The organism is Bradyrhizobium iriomotense (assembly GCF_030160715.1).
In the GTDB taxonomy this organism is placed as follows: Bacteria; Pseudomonadota; Alphaproteobacteria; order Rhizobiales; family Xanthobacteraceae; genus Bradyrhizobium; species Bradyrhizobium iriomotense.
Genome location: NZ_BSOW01000009.1, coordinates 113620 through 130291, shown reverse-complemented (window position 1 = coordinate 130291; position 16672 = coordinate 113620). Strand labels below are relative to the sequence as shown.

At 64.1% G+C, this 16672-nt stretch carries 18 protein-coding genes and 1 other RNA gene; 8 read left to right on the top strand and 11 right to left on the bottom strand.

The features are described from left to right. Nucleotides 1-63: 63 nt before the first annotated feature. From QQL28_RS14865 to QQL28_RS14815, 11 genes are all read right to left on the bottom strand, one after another. Nucleotides 64-267 carry a DUF2065 domain-containing protein gene (locus QQL28_RS14865; protein WP_284266415.1) on the bottom strand — a complete coding sequence of 68 codons (204 nt, stop codon included), beginning with the start codon at nt 265-267 and terminating at the stop codon, nt 64-66. Nucleotides 268-339: 72 nt separating this feature from the next. Beyond that, nucleotides 340-1245, bottom strand: a complete 906-nt coding sequence (hflC, locus tag QQL28_RS14860; protein ID WP_284266413.1) for a protease modulator HflC — start codon at nt 1243-1245, stop codon at nt 340-342. Beyond that, a complete protein-coding gene (gene hflK, locus QQL28_RS14855; protein ID WP_284266411.1) occupies nt 1242-2381 on the bottom strand; it encodes an FtsH protease activity modulator HflK in 1140 nt (379 codons plus the stop codon). The genes hflC and hflK overlap by 4 nt, the downstream gene beginning before the upstream one ends. Before the next feature lie 160 nt (nt 2382-2541). After that, entirely contained in the window at nt 2542-3045 is a 504-nt protein-coding gene (locus tag QQL28_RS14850; RefSeq protein ID WP_284266409.1) for a dihydrofolate reductase, read from the bottom strand. Between the two features lies 1 nt (nt 3046). After that, the gene (locus tag QQL28_RS14845) at nt 3047-3532 is read right to left on the bottom strand and encodes a GNAT family N-acetyltransferase (RefSeq protein ID WP_284266407.1); all 486 of its coding nucleotides are present in this window, start codon (nt 3530-3532) and stop codon (nt 3047-3049) included. 5 nt (nt 3533-3537) lie between these two features. Beyond that, nucleotides 3538-4332 carry a thymidylate synthase gene (locus QQL28_RS14840; protein ID WP_284266405.1) on the bottom strand — a complete coding sequence of 265 codons (795 nt, stop codon included), beginning with the start codon at nt 4330-4332 and terminating at the stop codon, nt 3538-3540. A 174-nt stretch (nt 4333-4506) separates the two neighbouring features. Then, nucleotides 4507-5487 carry a tripartite tricarboxylate transporter substrate binding protein BugD gene (locus QQL28_RS14835; protein ID WP_284266403.1) on the bottom strand — a complete coding sequence of 327 codons (981 nt, stop codon included), beginning with the start codon at nt 5485-5487 and terminating at the stop codon, nt 4507-4509. Between the two features lie 110 nt (nt 5488-5597). Continuing rightward, the gene (locus QQL28_RS14830; RefSeq protein ID WP_284266401.1) at nt 5598-7163 is read right to left on the bottom strand and encodes a tripartite tricarboxylate transporter permease; all 1566 of its coding nucleotides are present in this window, start codon (nt 7161-7163) and stop codon (nt 5598-5600) included. A 7-nt stretch (nt 7164-7170) separates the two neighbouring features. Further along, the gene (locus tag QQL28_RS14825; protein WP_284266399.1) at nt 7171-7935 is read right to left on the bottom strand and encodes a tripartite tricarboxylate transporter TctB family protein; all 765 of its coding nucleotides are present in this window, start codon (nt 7933-7935) and stop codon (nt 7171-7173) included. 95 nt (nt 7936-8030) lie between these two features. After that, a complete protein-coding gene (locus QQL28_RS14820) occupies nt 8031-8561 on the bottom strand; it encodes a chromate transporter (protein ID WP_284266397.1) in 531 nt (176 codons plus the stop codon). Continuing rightward, nucleotides 8558-9160 (bottom strand): chromate transporter, encoded by a 603-nt coding sequence (locus tag QQL28_RS14815; protein WP_284266395.1) that lies wholly within the window; start codon nt 9158-9160, stop codon nt 8558-8560. Before QQL28_RS14815 ends, QQL28_RS14820 begins: the two co-directional genes overlap by 4 nt. A gap of 84 nt (nt 9161-9244) precedes the next feature. Between QQL28_RS14815 and ssrA the strand changes: the two genes are divergently transcribed. The 8 genes from ssrA to QQL28_RS14775 all read left to right on the top strand — a co-directional run bounded on the left by ssrA (nt 9245) and on the right by QQL28_RS14775 (nt 16642). Then, nucleotides 9245-9610, top strand: a transfer-messenger RNA (tmRNA) gene (ssrA, locus tag QQL28_RS14810). A gap of 136 nt (nt 9611-9746) precedes the next feature. Next, nucleotides 9747-10265: an SspB family protein gene (locus QQL28_RS14805; protein ID WP_027524421.1), complete on the top strand. Its 519-nt coding sequence runs from the start codon at nt 9747-9749 to the stop codon at nt 10263-10265. Between the two features lie 89 nt (nt 10266-10354). Next, on the top strand, nt 10355-11785 hold the full coding sequence (gene fumC / locus QQL28_RS14800; RefSeq protein ID WP_431309603.1) for a class II fumarate hydratase: 1431 nt from the start codon (nt 10355-10357) through the stop codon (nt 11783-11785). A 274-nt stretch (nt 11786-12059) separates the two neighbouring features. Continuing rightward, the gene (locus QQL28_RS14795) at nt 12060-12248 is read left to right on the top strand and encodes a DUF4169 family protein (RefSeq protein WP_284266386.1); all 189 of its coding nucleotides are present in this window, start codon (nt 12060-12062) and stop codon (nt 12246-12248) included. Beyond that, complete coding sequence (locus tag QQL28_RS14790) at nt 12245-12496, top strand: ribbon-helix-helix domain-containing protein (RefSeq protein WP_284266384.1); 252 nt, start codon at nt 12245-12247, stop codon at nt 12494-12496. Before QQL28_RS14795 ends, QQL28_RS14790 begins: the two co-directional genes overlap by 4 nt. Nucleotides 12497-12608: 112 nt before the next feature. Further along, nucleotides 12609-12908: a FeoA family protein gene (locus QQL28_RS14785; RefSeq protein ID WP_284266382.1), complete on the top strand. Its 300-nt coding sequence runs from the start codon at nt 12609-12611 to the stop codon at nt 12906-12908. Between the two features lie 36 nt (nt 12909-12944). Continuing rightward, the gene (gene feoB, locus QQL28_RS14780; RefSeq protein ID WP_284266380.1) at nt 12945-14816 is read left to right on the top strand and encodes a ferrous iron transporter B; all 1872 of its coding nucleotides are present in this window, start codon (nt 12945-12947) and stop codon (nt 14814-14816) included. Between the two features lie 395 nt (nt 14817-15211). After that, nucleotides 15212-16642: a DUF1254 domain-containing protein gene (locus QQL28_RS14775; protein WP_284266378.1), complete on the top strand. Its 1431-nt coding sequence runs from the start codon at nt 15212-15214 to the stop codon at nt 16640-16642. The last annotated feature ends 30 nt before the right edge of the window (nt 16643-16672 follow it).

Sequence of the window (16672 nt, the reverse complement as noted above, 5' to 3'; positions counted from 1 at the left end):
GATAATACGGCGAAAAACCGGCGGCTTTGCTTCACTTTAGCGTTCGCGCTGGAGATGCCGGGCTCAGTGGCGCCGTATCCACCAGATCAGGATCAGGCCCGCCACGGCCGAGGCGATGCCCACGCCACGCAGGATGTGATCGGGAGTTGCAAGCGCGCTCTTCATCGCCTTGCGCATCCAGGCGGGACTCGCCGCGAACATCAAGCCTTCCAGCACAAACAGGATGCCCAAGCCGATGAGGAAGTCGGCAAACGCTATGGACCTCATCGGACTGGAACCTCCCCTTGTGCCGTTCTTGTTCTGCGAAGGGGCGGCGCCGGGGCCGCCCCTTGTTCCGTCTTATTGTTTCGGCGCCGCCTGCGCTTCGGCGCCCGCCTTGCCGCTTGGGCTACCGAAGTACCGGAAGAAATCCGAGTTCGGCCGCAGCAGATAGCGAGTGTCGCTCGAGCGCAGCCCGGTCTCATAGGCCGACATCGAACGGAAGAAGGCGAAGAAGTCCTGATCCTTGCCGTAGGCTTCCGCGAACAGCCGCGTGCGCTCCGCATCGCCCGCGCCGCGCGTCTGCTCAGCCTGCGAGTTGGCTTCCGCGATGATCACGGTCGCCTCGCGGTCCGCCTTGGAGCGGATTTCCTGCGCCTTCTGGCCGCCCTGCGCACGGAACTCGGCTGCTTCACGCTGGCGCTCGGTCTTCATCCGGTCGTAGACCGCCTGGCTGTTCTGCTCGGGCAAGTCGGCGCGGCGAATCCGGACGTCGACGACCGAGATACCGTAGCCGTCAGCCTCGCGGTCGAGCTGCTCGCGGATGCGGCCCATCAGCTTCTCGCGTTCGTCCCGCACGACCGTGATGAAGGTGACCTCGCCGAGCACGCGGCGCAGTGCCGCGTTGAGCAGCGTCGTGAGCTGGAGGTTGGCGGCCTGGATCGAGCCGACGCTCTGATAGAAGCGCAGCGCGTTCTTGATTCGGTAGCGCGCAAAGGCGTCGACCACGAGCCGCTTCTGGTCGGAGGCGATCACTTCCTGCGACGGGTTTTCCAGATCGAGGATGCGCTTGTCGATGCTGATCACGCTGTCGATGAACGGCGCCTTGAAGTTCAGCCCGGGCTCGGTGACGACCTTGACGGGCTCGCCGAGACGGACCACGAGCGCCTGCTCGGTCTGCTGCACCGTGAAGACCGAGCTGTAGGCCACGATCAGGATGAGCAGCAGGACGATCAGCGAGACGATGCCTGTAACCGGAGACCTCATCGGGTGCCTCCGGTCTGTTGGCCGGAGGTGGCCGCCGGCCGCTTCGCTGTCAGCTCGTTGAGCGGGAGATAGGGCACGACACCGCCTTGTCCGGTCGCGGCGCCGTCATAGACGAGCTTTTCCGAGCCGCCGAGCACGCGCTCCATCGTCTCCAGATAAATCCGTTCACGCGTCACGTCGGGGGCCTTCTTGTATTCCTCGTACACTTTCAAAAAGCGCGCGCTCTGGCCCTTGGCCTCGGCGATCACTTGTTCCCTGTAGCCCTCGGCGGCCTGGAGGATCTGTGCGGCGCGGCCGCGCGATTCGGGCACGACACGGTTGGCATAGGTCTGGGCCTCGTTCTGCAACCGCTCGAGATCGGCGCGCGCCGCCTGCACGTCGCGGAAGGCGTCGATGACCTGCGCCGGCGGGTCGACCTTCTGCATCTGCACCTGGGTGATCAGAATGCCGGAGCCGTAGCCGTCGAGCGTCCGCTGCATCAGCTCCTGCACGCCCTGCTCGGTGGTGTTGCGGGCGCCGGTCAGGATCGGCTGGATCTGCGAGCGGCCAATCACCTCGCGCATCGCGCTTTCGGCGACCGCCTTCACTGTGCCCTCGGGATTCTGGATGTTGAACAGGAAGTCGCCGACACCATCCGGCTTGATACGCCAGAGCACGGTGAAGTCGACGTCGACTATGTTCTCGTCGCCGGTCAGCATCAGACTCTCTTCTGGCACGTCGCGGATGGTACGGCCGCGCCTGGAGGGATCGTCGATCAGCGTCATGCCGATGGAGATGGTCGAGACACGCAGCGCCTTCGGCAGCAGCACCGTCTCGATCGGATAGGGCAGATGGTAGTTCAGGCCCGGCTGCACGGTGCGCACATGCTTGCCGAAGCGCAGGACGACCCCGAGCTCTTCCGACTGCACGCGGAAGAAGCCCGAGGCGAGCCAGATCGCGGCGATGAACAGCACGATGACGGTGATGCCGATGCCGCTGAAATAACCGCCCGGCAAAAGCTGCTGGAGCCGGTCCTGGCCGCGCCGCAGAAGGTCTTCCAGATCCGGCGGCCTCGGCCCGACCGGTTGCGGGCCTGTGCCCCATGGCCCTTTCGGGCCAGAGCCCCACGGGCCACCGCCCTGATTCTTCCACGGCATTCGACAGTCTCCTCGGCAGGGTCTGGAATTGCCCCCGCCCGCTTTGTCCGGTCCGGCTTTATAGGGGACGCCTTGCCCCCTTACAACGCACGCCTGACCGTCTCCGAGCTATGCCGCGCTGAGGAAAAGTCAATGTAAACATTGGTGAAAGCGGTTAATGTTACGGCCGCCGACGATATGTCACATAGGAGAAATCGGCGCTGTCGTCGCCTCCCGCCGGATGACGGACACGCGCGACCTCCTCCCACTCTGCCTGATTGATCTCAAAGACAGTATCGCCCTCGGGGCGCGCATGCACCTCGGTGACTTCGAGGCGGTCGGCGCGATCGAGCCATTGGCGATAGATTTCGGCGCCGCCGATCACGGCAATCTCGGCGACCGACCGCCGCAGGGCATCGCCGCGCGCGATCGCATAGGCATCCGCCGAGGACGTGGTCACGACGGCGCCAGCCGCGCGGAAGCCCGCATCGCGGGTGATGACGATGTTGGTGCGACCCGGCAGCGGCCGGGGCAGCGACTCAAAGGTCTTGCGGCCCATCACCACCGGCTTGCCGATGGTGAGCGCCTTGAAGCGCTGCATGTCGGATTTCAGCCGCCACGGGATGGCGCTGCCGGCGCCGATGACGCCGTTCTCCGCGATGGCCACGACGAAGACGATCTCCATCTCAGGGCGCCTTCCCTGCAAGCCGCGTCAGTGCGTCACCGGTGACGCGGCACAGCGTCCAGTCATCCATCATGACGGCGCCGAGCGACTTGTAGAACGCGATCGACGGCGCGTTCCAGTCCAGCACCGACCATTGCAGCCGTGACCAGCCGTTGTCGACGCATTCCTTGGCGAGATAGTTGAGCAGCGCCGTGCCGATGCCCTTGCCGCGATGCGAGGGCCGCACGTAGAGATCCTCGAGATAGATGCCGTGGCGGCCGCTGAAGGTGGAGAAATTGACGAACCACACCGCGAAGCCGACCGCCTCGCCGTTCCATTCGGTGATCGCGCAATAGAGCCGCGGGTTCGCGCCGAACAGCGCCTCCGCAATCATCGCTTCCGTCGCTTCCACCTCGTGCGAGAGCTTCTCGTACTCGGCGAGCTCGCGGATGAAGGAGAGAACGAGCCCGGTCTCATCGGATCGAGCGCGACGGATCAGAAGCGACATCGGCGCTAGACCGCGACTTCCGCCTTGATGTGCGGATGGGGATCATAGCCGACAAGCTCGAAATCCTCATAGCGGAAGGAGAAGATGTCCTGCACGTCCGGATTGATCCGCATCACCGGCAGCGGGCGCGGCGTCCGCGTGAGCTGAAGCCGCGCCTGCTCCAGATGATTGGAATAGAGATGCGTGTCGCCGAGCGAGTGCACGAAGTCGCCAAGCTTCAGCCCCGTGACCTGCGCGACCATCATCGTGAGCAGCGCATAGGAGGCGATGTTGAAGGGCACGCCGAGGAAGACGTCGGCCGAGCGCTGATAGAGCTGGCACGACAATTTGCCGTTCGCGACATAGAATTGGAACAGCAGGTGGCAGGGCGGCAGCGCCATCTTCTCGACGTCGGCGGGATTCCAGGCGGTGACGATCAGCCGGCGTGAGTCCGGGTTGCGCTTGATCATGTCGACGACGTTGGCGATCTGGTCGATGCTGCGCCCGTCAGCCGTAGGCCAGGAGCGCCATTGATGACCGTAGACTGGCCCGAGATCGCCGTTGGCATCGGCCCATTCGTCCCAGATGGTGACGCCGTTGTCCTTGAGGTACTTGATGTTGGTGTCGCCCTTCAGGAACCACAATAGCTCATGCACGATCGCCTTCAGCGGCAGCCGCTTGGTGGTCAGCATCGGAAAGCCGGCCGCGAGGTTGAAGCGCATCTGATGGCCGAACACCGACAGCGTCCCGGTGCCGGTCCGGTCTCGCTTCTCGACACCGTCTGAGAGAATCCGCTCGAGCAGGTCCTGATACTGGTGCATGCGTGCGCTATGGGCCTTTTGGGGGACGGCGAACTTAGCGGCCGGTCCCGTGCCGCGACAGCAGCGATTCGCTGCTGCACACAGATTATACCCGGAAAAGTGAGCGTTCCGCCGGCAAACGACAAGGGGCGGAACTTGCGTCCCGCCCCTTGCCTATCAGCTTGATCGGACTGCTTAAGTCGCCGGCTTGAGCACCGGGGTCCACTTCGCGATTTCGGCTTTGACGAGGGCGGCGAGCGCTTCCGGCGTCCGCTCGGCAGGTGCCGGGATGACGCTGCCGAGGTCGAGCAGGCGCTTGCGCACGGCCCCATCGTCGAGCGCCTTGGAGGCGGCTGCGTTCAGGCTTGCGAGGATCGCGGGCGACGTTCCCTTCGGCGCAAAGATCGCATTCCAGGCCTGGGCCTGGAAGGCCGGCAATCCTGCTTCCGCCGTGGTCGGGACGTTCGGCAGCGATGGATTGCGCTCGGCGGTCGCGATCGCATAGGCCTTGATGGTGCCGGCGTTGATCTGCGGCACGGCGTTGACGATCTGATCACACATATAGTCGACCTGACCAGCGACCAGCGCGTTCATCGCCGGTCCCGTGCCGTTGAAGGGCACGCCCACCGGCTTGATGTCGAGGATCGAATGCAGGAGCTCGCAGGACACGTGCGAGACCGAGCCGACACCGGCATGCGCAGCGTTGACCTTCTCGGCATTGGCCTTCACGTAAGCGACGAACTCCTTCAAATCCTTCGGCGGAAAATCCTTGCGCGCCAGGATCAGGATCGGCGTGCCCGCCAGCAGCGCGACCGGCTCAAAGTCCTTCTCGGGATGATAGACGAGCTTGGGATAGAGCGGCACGGAGGCGGCATGCGTGCCCATATGCCCGGTGATCAGTGTATAGCCGTCGTTCGCGGCGCGCGCGGCGCGCGTGGTGGCAGTGGTGCCGCCTGCACCAACGACGTTCTCGATAATGATGCTCTGTCCGAGCGTCTGCGCCATATGCGCCGTGACGATGCGCGCGACGACGTCGGTCGGACCACCGGCCGCGAACGGCACGATCATAATGATGCTGCGCGTCGGATAGCTTTGCGCGGCCGCCGGTGCGACAAAGGCGCACAGCGCGGCGGTCGCAGCGACACACGCGCGCGCAAGCAGGCGAACGGACTTCATCTCGGTTCCCTCTGAGCACAAACAAAAAAGCCGGCCAATGCGGCCGGCATTTTCATTTCACGAAGCAGCACCGAGGGTCTATGCGGCGCGCCGACGCAGGCGCGACAGGATCAGTTCTCCGATTCCGTGAACACCTCGTCGCGCTTGGCGCGCAGCACCGGCAGAACCGTGAGCACCAGGAGCGCGGCTGCGACCGCAAGCAGCACGGCGGAGAGCGGACGCGTCACGAACACGCTCCAGTCGCCGCGCGAGATCAGCAGCGCGCGGCGCAGGTTCTCCTCCATCAGCGGTCCGAGCACCATGCCGAGCAGCAGCGGCGCCGGCTCGAAATCGTGCTTGATCAGCCAGTAGCCGACGAGGCCGAACACGCCTGCGAGAATGACGTCGACCGGCGCGTTGTTCACCGAGTAGATGCCGATCGCGCAGAAGATCACGATCGAGGGGAACATCAGCCGGTAGGGCACGCGCAACAGGCGCACCCAGATGCCGACCAGCGGCAGGTTGATGATGATCAGCATCAGATTGCCGATCCACATCGAAGCGATCATGCCCCAGACCAGGTCCGGCTGCTTCTGCATCACCTGCGGGCCCGGCACGATGCCGTGAATCGTCATCGCGCCGACCATCAGAGCCATCACCGCGTTCGGCGGAATACCGAGCGTGAGCAGCGGGATGAAGGAGGTCTGCGCCGCAGCGTTGTTGGCGCTTTCCGGCGAAGCCACGCCTTCGATCGCGCCGCGGCCGAACCGCGACGGATTCTTCGCGATCTTCTTCTCCAGCGTATAGGCGGCGAAAGACGCGATGACCGCGCCGCCGCCCGGAAGGATGCCGAGGATCGAACCAAGGATGGTGCCGCGTCCGATCGCGGGCGCCGAGTCGATCAGGTCTTTCCTGGTCGGCATCAGCCCCGTGATCTTCTGCTGCACGAGATCGCGGTTCATCTCCGCGCCGGCGTCGAGGTTGCGGATGATCTCGGCAAAGCCGAACACGCCCATCGCGACCGTCGCAAAGCCGAGGCCGTCGGCGAGCTCGGGGATGTTGAAGGCCATGCGCGAGGCGCCGGTCTCGATGTCGGAGCCGACCATCGACAGCAACAGGCCGAACACGATCATGGCAATCGCCTTGAGCACCGAACCTTTCGCCAGCACAACCGCGAAGATCAGACCGAGCACCATCAGCGAGAAGTACTCGGCCGGGCCGAAGGCCAGCGCGAGCTTGGTCAGGGGCGCGCCGAGAACGGCGATCAGGACGGTCGCCACGCAGCCGGCGAAGAACGAGCCGATCGCCGCGATCGCCAGCGCCGGACCGGCACGGCCTTGCTTCGCCATCTGATGGCCGTCGATGGCCGTCACGACGGAGGTCGCTTCACCGGGAATGTTGACCAGGATCGAGGTGGTCGAGCCGCCATATTGGGCGCCGTAATAGATGCCCGCGAGCATGATCAGCGCGCCGACCGGCGGCAGCCCGAAGGTGATCGGCAGCAGCATGGCGACCGTTGCGACGGTGCCGATGCCCGGCAGGACGCCGACCAGCGTGCCGACGAGCGCCCCGATCAGGCACATCAGGATATTGATCGAGATCGGAAGCGACAAACCGAAGAGCCACCAGGGTGACCACCAGCTGACTTGAAACACGACACCGAAGCCGAGGCCCAGATTGTGAAAGAGATCGACCATCACGCCCTCACTGGACCAGGAATCGCGGGAACATCGGCATCGGCAGTCCCAGCACGTAAGGGAATAGCAGTGCGCAGCCGAGCGTCAGGAAGGCGCCGACGATGACGGCCTCGGTCCAGCGCGTCTCGTGCGAGCCGGCCGCCGCGATCAGGAAGCTGGCGAACGCGCAGACGATCAGGCCCAGCGGGCGGATCGCCAAGGCGAAGAAGACGATCGCCGCCATCACGAACAACGGCCCGCGCCAGGAGTAATGCGAGAGCCCCGCCCCCTCGTTCAGAAGTCCCGTCAGCGCGATCGCGGCGGCCAGCGCGACCAGCAGCCCGCCGAACATGCGCGGCGCGGTGCCGGCGCCGAACTTGAAGCCCTGCATGCCGTGCAGGTCGCTGGACGCCCAGAGCGCGAACAACGCTACCGCCATCAACACGATGCCGCCGATATAGTCCTGCGGCGCGCGGATGGTCATGAAGAGCGTGAGGATCGCGACCGCAAACAGCGGATAGGAGTAGATCAGCGCCAGCAGCACGTCCGAGGACAGCGCCTTCTTGGCATCAGCGCCGAACGACCCGAACGCAGCGCCGGGCGCCCCCGCCAGAAGCGCGGTCGCATGGCTGATCAAGACGGTCGCCGGGCCGCGCCCGCTCCCCCATCCGAAGAGGGTACCGATCGACCAGATGAATTCGAAGATCTGCGGCGCGAGCGCCAGCAGGACGATGCCGATTGCGAGCGATGTGTTTCGCGTCGCTGTCGCCGAGTGGCCCATCGTGTCGGCCATGCATGTCTCCTCCGCGACCCCTAAGTCACGAGTCTTGTTGTTCTATTAGATGGAATTGGATCCCCACCACCAGCATCATTGCCTAGCGACTTTCATCACACAACGCCAGCAAAACCCAAGACGCCCCCGGCAAGCAACAGCCAGAGCGGATTGACGCGCGACACCGAGGCAAGCACCGCAACGCCGGCCATCAGCAGCGCGGCAATCACGGTGTGCGTGGTGGATTGGGCAAGGATCAGGGCGCTTGCCGCCATCAGGCCGATCGACAACGGAACCAGGGCAGCCTGGATCATGGCGGGCCAGCGCGATTGGCTGGGACGATTGAGGAGACGGCTCACATAGTAGGCAAGCAGGGCCGTGGGCAGGCACATCGCGAGCGTTGCCGCGAGCGCGCCGGGAATGCCGGCAACCGCATAGCCGATCAGCGTGACGATCAGGACGTTCGGTCCGGGCGAGAGCTGCGAGATCGCAAAGGCGTCGGCGAACTGCTTGTCGGTCATCCAATGGTGCACGTCGACGGCGATGCGGTGCATCTCCGGCACCGCGGCGGCCGCGCCGCCGACCGCGAACAGCGACATCAGGCCGAAGGTCGAGATCAGCGCCCAGATCGGGTTTTCGCTGTTCATGCTGCTACCTTCCGTCGCAGGGCTACCGTAACGGCGATACTGGCGGGGATCGCGACCAGCAGCACGGCTTGCAGCGGCAGCCGCAGCACTCCGATCGCGACGAACACGGCGGCCATCAGGACGAGGGCGATGGCGTCGGCCCGCTTCAAGAGCGGCATCATCATGCGAAAGACCACCGCGATCAGGAGTCCAACCGCGGCACAGGACACCCCGGCAAGGGTCCGGCGCAAAACCTCGAGCTCGCCGAAATGGGCGTACAGCACGGCGAGAGCCGTCATGATCAGGGTCGGCGGCACCAGCAGCCCGGCAAAGGCGGCAACGCCGCCGGCAAGCCCGCGCAGCCGCGAGCCGAACACCATCGACAGGTTGACGATGTTGGGCCCCGGCAGGAAGTGGCAGAGCGCAAAGGTCTCGTTGAACTCGTCCGCCGTCATCCAGCGGTGATCGTCCACGATCGCCCGCCGCGCGAACACCAGGACGCCGCCGAACCCGGCCAGCGACATCCTGGCGAAGGCCATGAACAGGGCGAACAGGCCCGGGGGGACGGTCTTGGCGGGCATATCCGGCTCTTGAACGGCCGGTGCGGAATCCGGGGACATCGCGGCAGCTTAAGGGGGCCACTATCCCCGCGCCAAGGCCGGCCTTGCCGGCGCCCGAAGCTATCCAAAGGAACTCGCGCCAAACCCCTGTCTTTCCCGACCTTTGCCCCCTATATTAGGGGTGCCGGCTTGCCGGCTATGGAAATAAACGGTCGTCGCAATAAACCATTCGGACCCGGGGGCGGTACCCGGCGCCTCCACCAAAGCCCACCAGCGGGCTACCCCAGAGCGGGCTTTGGCGGGGGCGAAATAGGATCGACGAGGGCGTAAAGGGCGTACTTTTTCCCGGTATTGTTCCGCCGTTATCGGGCTACTGCAATAGTTGCCAACGACAACTTTGCTCCGGTTGCTCAGGCTGCGTAACGCAGTTTGAAAGACCACTCTAAAGTCCTAGCGGGTTAAGCTCCGCTAGGCGGGGTTCGGAGGCACCTGGCAACAGAAGCCTCCACTTCCATTTTTCTCCCGCCTACTTTTTCTCGCGGGCGGGACTCCTGCCGGGCGGTCGGGCGCGGTACCATTGCAGCTCGGCGAGTCGGCGCGGCACTGGCTCGAACGAATGCGACAGGACCGATAGTCAGGATCGATAATGGCGACCGATCATATCCGATACGACGTGCTGGCACGCGACGCATTGCGCGGCGTGCTGCGGAAGGTGCTGAGCGATGCCGCGGCGCACGGATTGCCGGGCGAGCATCACTTCTTCATCACCTTCGTGTCGAAGGCGGAGGGCGCAAAGCTGTCGCCGCGGCTGCTCGCGCAATACCCCGACGAGATGACGATCATCCTCCAGCATCAGTTCTGGGATCTGACCGTGCTCGAAGACCGCTTCGAGGTCGGCCTGTCCTTTGGCGGCATTCCGGAGCGGCTGGTGGTGCCGTTCAGCGCGATCAAGAGCTTCCTCGACCCATCGGTGAAATTCGGCCTCCAGTTCGACACCTCGGATGTCGCCGAAGTGCCGCCCGCAGCACTCCCTGCGGCCCCTGCTCCCTCGGCTGTCTCGGTCCCCGCTCCGGCTGCCGAGAAGGCGGAAGCTGAGGACGAGCCGACTGCACCCAACCAGGGCGGCGCCGAGGTCGTGCGACTGGATCGCTTCCGCAAGAAATGATGTAAGGCCGCAACGCGCGACAATCCAAGCGCGGCCAAACCACCTATATAGATGTGCATCGAGAAGCTGCGCGCGTTCCGCGCGGCAGAATGGATGCGCTCATGGACAAGACGACCCGCCTCTCAAACCGGTCTTCCACCCGGATCGAGACCGACAGTTTCGGTCCGATCGAGGTCCCCGCCGACCGCTACTGGGGCGCGCAGACCGAGCGCTCCCGGCAGAATTTCCGCATCGGGGAAGACCGCATGCCGATCTCGCTCGTGCATGCGCTCGGCATCGTCAAGCTGGCCGCAGCCCAGACCAATCGCGAGCTCGGCCTCATCGACCAGCGCCGGGCGAACGCGATCATCCGCGCCGCGCGCGAGGTGGTCGAGGGCAAGCTGGACGACCACTTTCCGCTGGTGGTGTGGCAGACCGGCTCGGGCACCCAGAGCAACATGAACCTCAACGAGGTGATCGCCAACCGCGCCAATGAGCTGCTCGGCGGCGAGCTCGGCGCCAAGAAGCCGGTTCATCCCAACGACCACGTCAATATGAGCCAGTCGTCGAACGACTCGTTCCCGACCGCAATGCATATCGCGGCAGCCGGCCGGATCACGGCCGATCTCATTCCCGCCCTGTCCGAGCTGCTCGGTGCGCTGCGCAAGAAGGAGAAGGCGTTCGCAAAGATCGTGAAGATCGGCCGCACCCATACCCAGGATGCGACGCCGCTGACGCTCGGCCAGGAATTTTCCGGCTACGCCGCACAGGTCGAAAGCGGCATCGCGCGGTTGAAGGTTGCGGTGAAGGACCTCTATCCGCTGGCACAAGGCGGCACCGCGGTCGGCACCGGACTCAACTCGAAGCCGCGCTTTGCAAGACTGTTCGCCAGGCACGTCGCTTCAATCACGAAGCTGCCCTTCACCAGCGCCGCCAACAAGTTCGAGGCGCTGGCCTCGAACGATGCCTATGTGCTCGTACACGGCGCCATCAATTCGGTGGCGACGGGGCTGTTCAAGATCGCCAACGACATCCGCCTCTTGGGATCGGGCCCGCGCTCGGGGCTGGGCGAACTGATCCTGCCCGAGAACGAGCCCGGCTCCTCGATCATGCCCGGCAAGGTCAACCCGACCCAGTGCGAGGCGATGACCATGGTGTGCTGCCAGGTGTTCGGCAATCACACCGCGATCACACTCGCCGGCAGCCAGGGCCATTTCGAGCTCAACGTGTTCAAGCCCGTGCTCGCCTACAACATGCTGCATTCGATCCGGCTGCTTGCCGACGCGGCGCGCTCCTTCACCGAGCATTGCGTCTCCGGCATCCGCGCCGACGAGAAGCGGATCCGCGAGCTGATGGAGCGCTCGCTGATGCTGGTGACGGCGCTGGCGCCGAAGATCGGCTACGACAACGCGGCCAAGGTGGCCAAAACTGCACATGCCAACGGCACCACCCTGAAGGAAGAGGCGCTCCGGCTCGGCTTCGTGTCGGCGGACGAGTTCGAGCGGCTGGTCCAGCCCGAGAAAATGACCCATCCCGGCTGAATTCCGAATTCTGATAGGCCTCCGTAATCGTACGGAGGCTTAAACCCCAGGAAAAATGAGGCCGGAATGGAGGGATTTGATTACCGTCAATGTTCTGGGCCTGGCGCATGCTAGGCGGGTATTTGCCCTGACCCGGCGAAAATTGATTGTTTGATGGTATCAGAGGCCGATTGACGAGGACCAAATGGCGATCAAGTCTCATGGTGCGCGGCACAGCGCTTTATTTTCAAAGATTTTATCCTGCCTGCCGAGGATTGGCTGATGGAGACGCGGCATGGGGAACGTCATCAACTTGAACCGCTTCCGGAAGCGCGCCGAGCGGGAAGCCTCGGAGAAGCAGGCGGAGGCCAACCGGGCGAAGTTCGGCCGCAGCAAGGCCGAGCGATCGGCGGAGGAGAAGCGCGAAGCCCAAGCGAAGGAGCGCCTGGATCAGCATCGGATCGAGCGCGAGGAACAGCCATGAAATCGCCCGTCGTCAAGCGATCGATTGTCGTCGCCGGCCACAAGACCAGCGTCAGCCTGGAAGAGGCCTTTTGGAACGGCATGAAGGAGATCTCCGGCCTGCGCAACATGACGCTGTCGGAGCTGGTCGGCGAAATCGACAGCAATCGCCAGCAGGGCAACCTGTCGTCCGCGATCCGCCTGTTCGTGCTCGATTACTTCAAGAGCCGCGCTATGGCCGTCCTGTCCGAGAAGGTCCCGGCGCAATAGAACGCCCCCAGGCGTTCGACAAGAAAGGCCCGCACTTTAAAATCACTCTAAGGTGCGGTCCTACCTGCGTGAGCGCGCTTGACCTGTCTCGCTGCCGTTGAAAATACAGGGCATGACCGACGACAAGACCACGCTCCCGCAAACCTCCGCAGACACGCCCTCGGGTTCGCCTCTGGGGCTGGCCGAGCGCGGCTATTCGGGCGTCATCCAGCATCTTTCCGCCGGCGGTGCGGGCTCGGCCCTGTCGGATGTCGAGCTGGAAAGCCGCCTGATCGAGCTCGGCTTCGTCGAGGGGGCCAAGGTCGAGATCCTGCACGAGGGTATCGTCGGCCGCGACCCGATCGCGGTGCGCGTCGACAACGTCACCATCGCGGTGCGCCGTCGCGAAGCCATGGCCATCATCGTCGCCTAATGCGCGACCGGACCTCCGACCCAGGCCTTTGATCCAATGGAAGCTCCCCTGCTGCATCTGGCCCTGGTGGGCACGCCGAACAGCGGCAAGACATCGCTGTTCAATGCGCTGACCGGCAGCCGGCAGAAGGTCGCGAACTATCCCGGCGTCACCGTCGAGCGCAAGGAAGGCTTTTTCGTCACCCCCTTGGGACGCCAGGTCTCGGTGGTCGACCTGCCCGGCACCTATTCGCTGCGCGGCCGCAGCCCGGACGAGGAGATCACCCGCGACATCGTGCTCGGCAAGGCGTCCGGCGAGACGAGGCCAGATCTCGTGCTGTGCGTGGCCGATTCCACCAATCTGCGCCTGACCATCCGCCTTCTGCTCGAACTCAAGCGCACCGGACGGCCGATCGTGCTGGTGCTCAACATGTTCGACATCGCGACCCGCCGCGGCATCACGGTGGACGTGACGCAGATGGCCGACGCGCTCGGCGTGCCCGTGGTCACCTCGATCGCGGTACGCAAGGGCGGCACCGCCGACCTGCTCAAGCTGACCGACGAGATCTCGGCGGGGGTAGCGCCGCAGCCCCAGGAGAACAACTGGCGACCGCTCAGCGTCGCCGAGCTGCGCGCCACCCAGCGCGAGGCCGACCGGATCATCGCCTCCACCGTCAGCCTGCCGAGCCGGCCCGACACCTGGACCGCACGCATCGACGCCGTGGTGCTGCATCCCGTCGGCGGCCTCATCGTGCTCGCCCTCATCCTGTTCGTGATGTTCCAGGCGGTGTTCGCCTGGGCGCAGCCGCTGATGGAGCTGCTGTCCTCCTCGTTCGACGCGCTCGGCCAGTTCGTGCACGACACCCTGCCCGCCGGGTTGTTGCAGAGCTTCCTTCAGAACGGCGTGATCTCCGGCGTCGGCAGCGTCATCGTGTTCCTGCCGCAGATCATCATCATCTTCCTGTTCATCCTGCTGCTGGAAGATTTCGGCTACATGGCGCGCGCCGCGTTCCTGATGGACCGCATCATGGGCGGCGCCGGGCTGCACGGCCGCGCCTTCATTCCGCTGCTGTCGAGCTTTGCCTGCGCCATTCCCGGCATCATGGCGACGCGCGTGATCGACAACCGGCGCGACCGGCTGACCACGATCCTGATCGCGCCGCTGATGACCTGCTCGGCGCGCATTCCGGTTTACACGCTGATCATCTCCGCCTTCATTCCGCCGAAACAGGTCTGGGGCTTCATCAACCTCCAGGGCCTCGTGATGTTCGGCCTTTACGCTGCCGGCATCATCAGCGCGCTTCTCGTCTCGTTCCTGATCAAGTTCTTCATGCTGCGCGACTATGCGCCGGCGCCCTTCATGCTGGAGCTGCCCGACTACAAGATGCCGCGGCCGAAATCGATCGCGATCGGCATCTTCACGCGCGCCAAGATGTTCCTGCAGCGCGCCGGCACCACGATCTTCTCGATGATGGTCTTGATCTGGTTCCTGGCCTCGTTCCCGCAGCCGCCGGCGGGTGCCGCGGACCCCGCCATCAACTACAGCCTCGCCGCGATCCTCGGCAAGGCGATCGCGCCGCTGCTCGCGCCCGTCGGCTTCAACTGGCAGATCGCAGTGGCGCTGATCCCGGGCATGGCGGCGCGCGAGGTCGCGGTGGCGGCCCTCGGCACGGTCTATGCGATCGAGGGCGGCAAGGAAGCGGCCGAGCAGATCGGCCAGGTGCTGGCGACCAAATGGTCGCTGGCGACCGCCCTGTCGCTGCTCGCCTGGTACATCTTCGCCCCGCAATGCGCCTCGACGCTCGCGGTGATCAGGCGCGAGACCGGAAGCTGGAAATGGATGGCGACCACCTTCGCCTACATGCTGGCGCTCGCCTATGCCGCGAGCCTGGTGGTGTACAACGTCGCCGTGGCGCTGGGCGCGGGATAGCCTTCCGACAAAAATATCGAAAACAACCCCATGCAAAGGAGCCGAGGGCTGCCTGCGCGAATTTCGGATTTTAGAAAAAATCATTTGACGCGTCGGGCAAATCACCGGCACAATGGCATCATCGACAGTCGCCATTAGGGCGCGTCCTTATTAGTCCAGGACTATCTGCTCCCAGGTGTTGAGCCCGCACGGCCCAACCGATCGGGAGCGTCTGCAAGTGCCCCCAAGCCAGACATCCTTGATCTAAGTCAATCAGAACGCGGCGCCTTGCTCCTTAGCTGGCCCGCCCGCCATCCGTTCTTTGCCTTTGAAGGAAGGAAATGGGGAAAATACCCCCAGCGCATATCCACTTGGATCATTGGTCAACGGCGCAGACAAGTTCCGGAGAAATCATCATGAAGAAGCATCTGTCATCGCTTGCTGCGGTCTCGTCAGGTCTTATTCTCATGGCCTCGACATCGGCGCCGAGCTTTGCTCAATCGATTTCTGCGGACGAGGCACAGGCCATCGCTGCAGAAGCATATGTTTACTTCTATCCGCTCGTGACGATGGACCTGACGCGCAAGCAGCTCATCAATTCTGATCCCAAGACCGCGGGAATGGGCGGTCCTCCCAACACGTTCGACAATATCCAGGCCTACCCGACCGCGGACATGAAGGCGGTGGTGCGGCCCAATTTCGACACGTTGTATTCCAGCGCCTGGCTGGACCTGACGCGAGAGCCCATGGTCGTTTCGGTTCCAGATACCGGCGGCCGCTACTACCTGCTGCCGATGCTCGACATGTGGAGCGATGTGTTCGCGTCACCGGGATTGCGCACGACAGGCACCAAGGCCGCCGATTTTCTGGTCGTACCGCCGGGCTGGAACGGAAACGTGCCGGCGGGTTTCGCGCGCATCGACGCGCCCACGCCTTACGTCTGGATCATCGGTCGCACCAAGACCGATGGTCCCGCCGACTATGCCGCGGTTCATGAGGTGCAGAAGGGTTACAAGATCACGCCGCTGTCCGGATGGGGCAAGCCCTCCGTCGCCGTGACGCAGACCGTCGATCCCAGCGTCGACGTCAAGACTCCACCGAAAACACAAGTCGACACGATGGCCGGCGATAAATTCTTCGCCTATGCAGCAGAGCTGCTCAAGGCCAACCCGCCGCACATCACCGATGAGCCAATCGTCGCGCGCATGAAGCGGATCGGCCTCGAACAGGGCAAGAGCTTCGACATCACCAAAGTTGACGCGACGGTACGGAAGGCTGTCGAAGACGCGCCGGCGCAGGCGCAAAAGCTGATGGCATGGAAAGTCCCGACATTGGCGCGCGTCGCAAACAACTGGTCCATGAACACGGACACGATGGGCGTTTACGGGAACTACTACTTGAAGCGCGCGATCGTCGCCCAGGTCGGCCTCGGCGCCAATCTGCCGGAGGATGCGATCTACCCGGGCAGTATTGCCGATCAAAACGGCAAGCCGCTCGACGGCGCAAACAAGTACATCATCCGCTTCACCAAAGACACGATGCCGCCGGTCGAAGCATTCTGGTCGATTACCCTGTATGACAATGACGGCTTCCAGGTTGCGAATCCACTCAATCGCTTTGCGGTGAGCAGCTGGATGCCGTTCAAGCGCGACGCCGATGGGTCGCTGACACTCCACTTCCAGAACGAAAATCCCGGCGTCGATCGCGAAGCCAACTGGCTGCCCACGCCAAAAGGACCGTTCAACCTCACCATGCGCCTCTATGCGCCGAAGTCGGAGGCGTTGACCGGGGTTTGGAATCCTCCGGCCATCGAGCGGGCGGATAGTGACACCGTTGGCCGGAAGTGACGACGGATACCAAGTAAACTCGAAAATCGC

Bases quoted from the DNA above. Each gene is read 5' to 3' on its own strand.
- QQL28_RS14865 (WP_284266415.1), bottom strand. From the start codon at position 267: ATGAGGTCCATAGCGTTTGCCGACTTCCTCATCGGCTTGGGCATCCTG.
- hflC (WP_284266413.1), bottom strand. From the start codon at position 1,245: ATGAGGTCTCCGGTTACAGGCATCGTCTCGCTGATCGTCCTGCTGCTC.
- hflK (WP_284266411.1), bottom strand. From the start codon at position 2,381: ATGCCGTGGAAGAATCAGGGCGGTGGCCCGTGGGGCTCTGGCCCGAAA.
- QQL28_RS14850 (WP_284266409.1), bottom strand. From the start codon at position 3,045: ATGGAGATCGTCTTCGTCGTGGCCATCGCGGAGAACGGCGTCATCGGC.
- QQL28_RS14845 (WP_284266407.1), bottom strand. From the start codon at position 3,532: ATGTCGCTTCTGATCCGTCGCGCTCGATCCGATGAGACCGGGCTCGTT.
- QQL28_RS14840 (WP_284266405.1), bottom strand. From the start codon at position 4,332: ATGCACCAGTATCAGGACCTGCTCGAGCGGATTCTCTCAGACGGTGTC.
- QQL28_RS14835 (WP_284266403.1), bottom strand. From the start codon at position 5,487: ATGAAGTCCGTTCGCCTGCTTGCGCGCGCGTGTGTCGCTGCGACCGCC.
- QQL28_RS14830 (WP_284266401.1), bottom strand. From the start codon at position 7,163: ATGGTCGATCTCTTTCACAATCTGGGCCTCGGCTTCGGTGTCGTGTTT.
- QQL28_RS14825 (WP_284266399.1), bottom strand. From the start codon at position 7,935: ATGGCCGACACGATGGGCCACTCGGCGACAGCGACGCGAAACACATCG.
- QQL28_RS14820 (WP_284266397.1), bottom strand. From the start codon at position 8,561: ATGAACAGCGAAAACCCGATCTGGGCGCTGATCTCGACCTTCGGCCTG.
- QQL28_RS14815 (WP_284266395.1), bottom strand. From the start codon at position 9,160: ATGTCCCCGGATTCCGCACCGGCCGTTCAAGAGCCGGATATGCCCGCC.
- QQL28_RS14805 (WP_027524421.1), top strand. From the start codon at position 9,747: ATGGCGACCGATCATATCCGATACGACGTGCTGGCACGCGACGCATTG.
- fumC (WP_431309603.1), top strand. From the start codon at position 10,355: ATGGATGCGCTCATGGACAAGACGACCCGCCTCTCAAACCGGTCTTCC.
- QQL28_RS14795 (WP_284266386.1), top strand. From the start codon at position 12,060: ATGGGGAACGTCATCAACTTGAACCGCTTCCGGAAGCGCGCCGAGCGG.
- QQL28_RS14790 (WP_284266384.1), top strand. From the start codon at position 12,245: ATGAAATCGCCCGTCGTCAAGCGATCGATTGTCGTCGCCGGCCACAAG.
- QQL28_RS14785 (WP_284266382.1), top strand. From the start codon at position 12,609: ATGACCGACGACAAGACCACGCTCCCGCAAACCTCCGCAGACACGCCC.
- feoB (WP_284266380.1), top strand. From the start codon at position 12,945: ATGGAAGCTCCCCTGCTGCATCTGGCCCTGGTGGGCACGCCGAACAGC.
- QQL28_RS14775 (WP_284266378.1), top strand. From the start codon at position 15,212: ATGAAGAAGCATCTGTCATCGCTTGCTGCGGTCTCGTCAGGTCTTATT.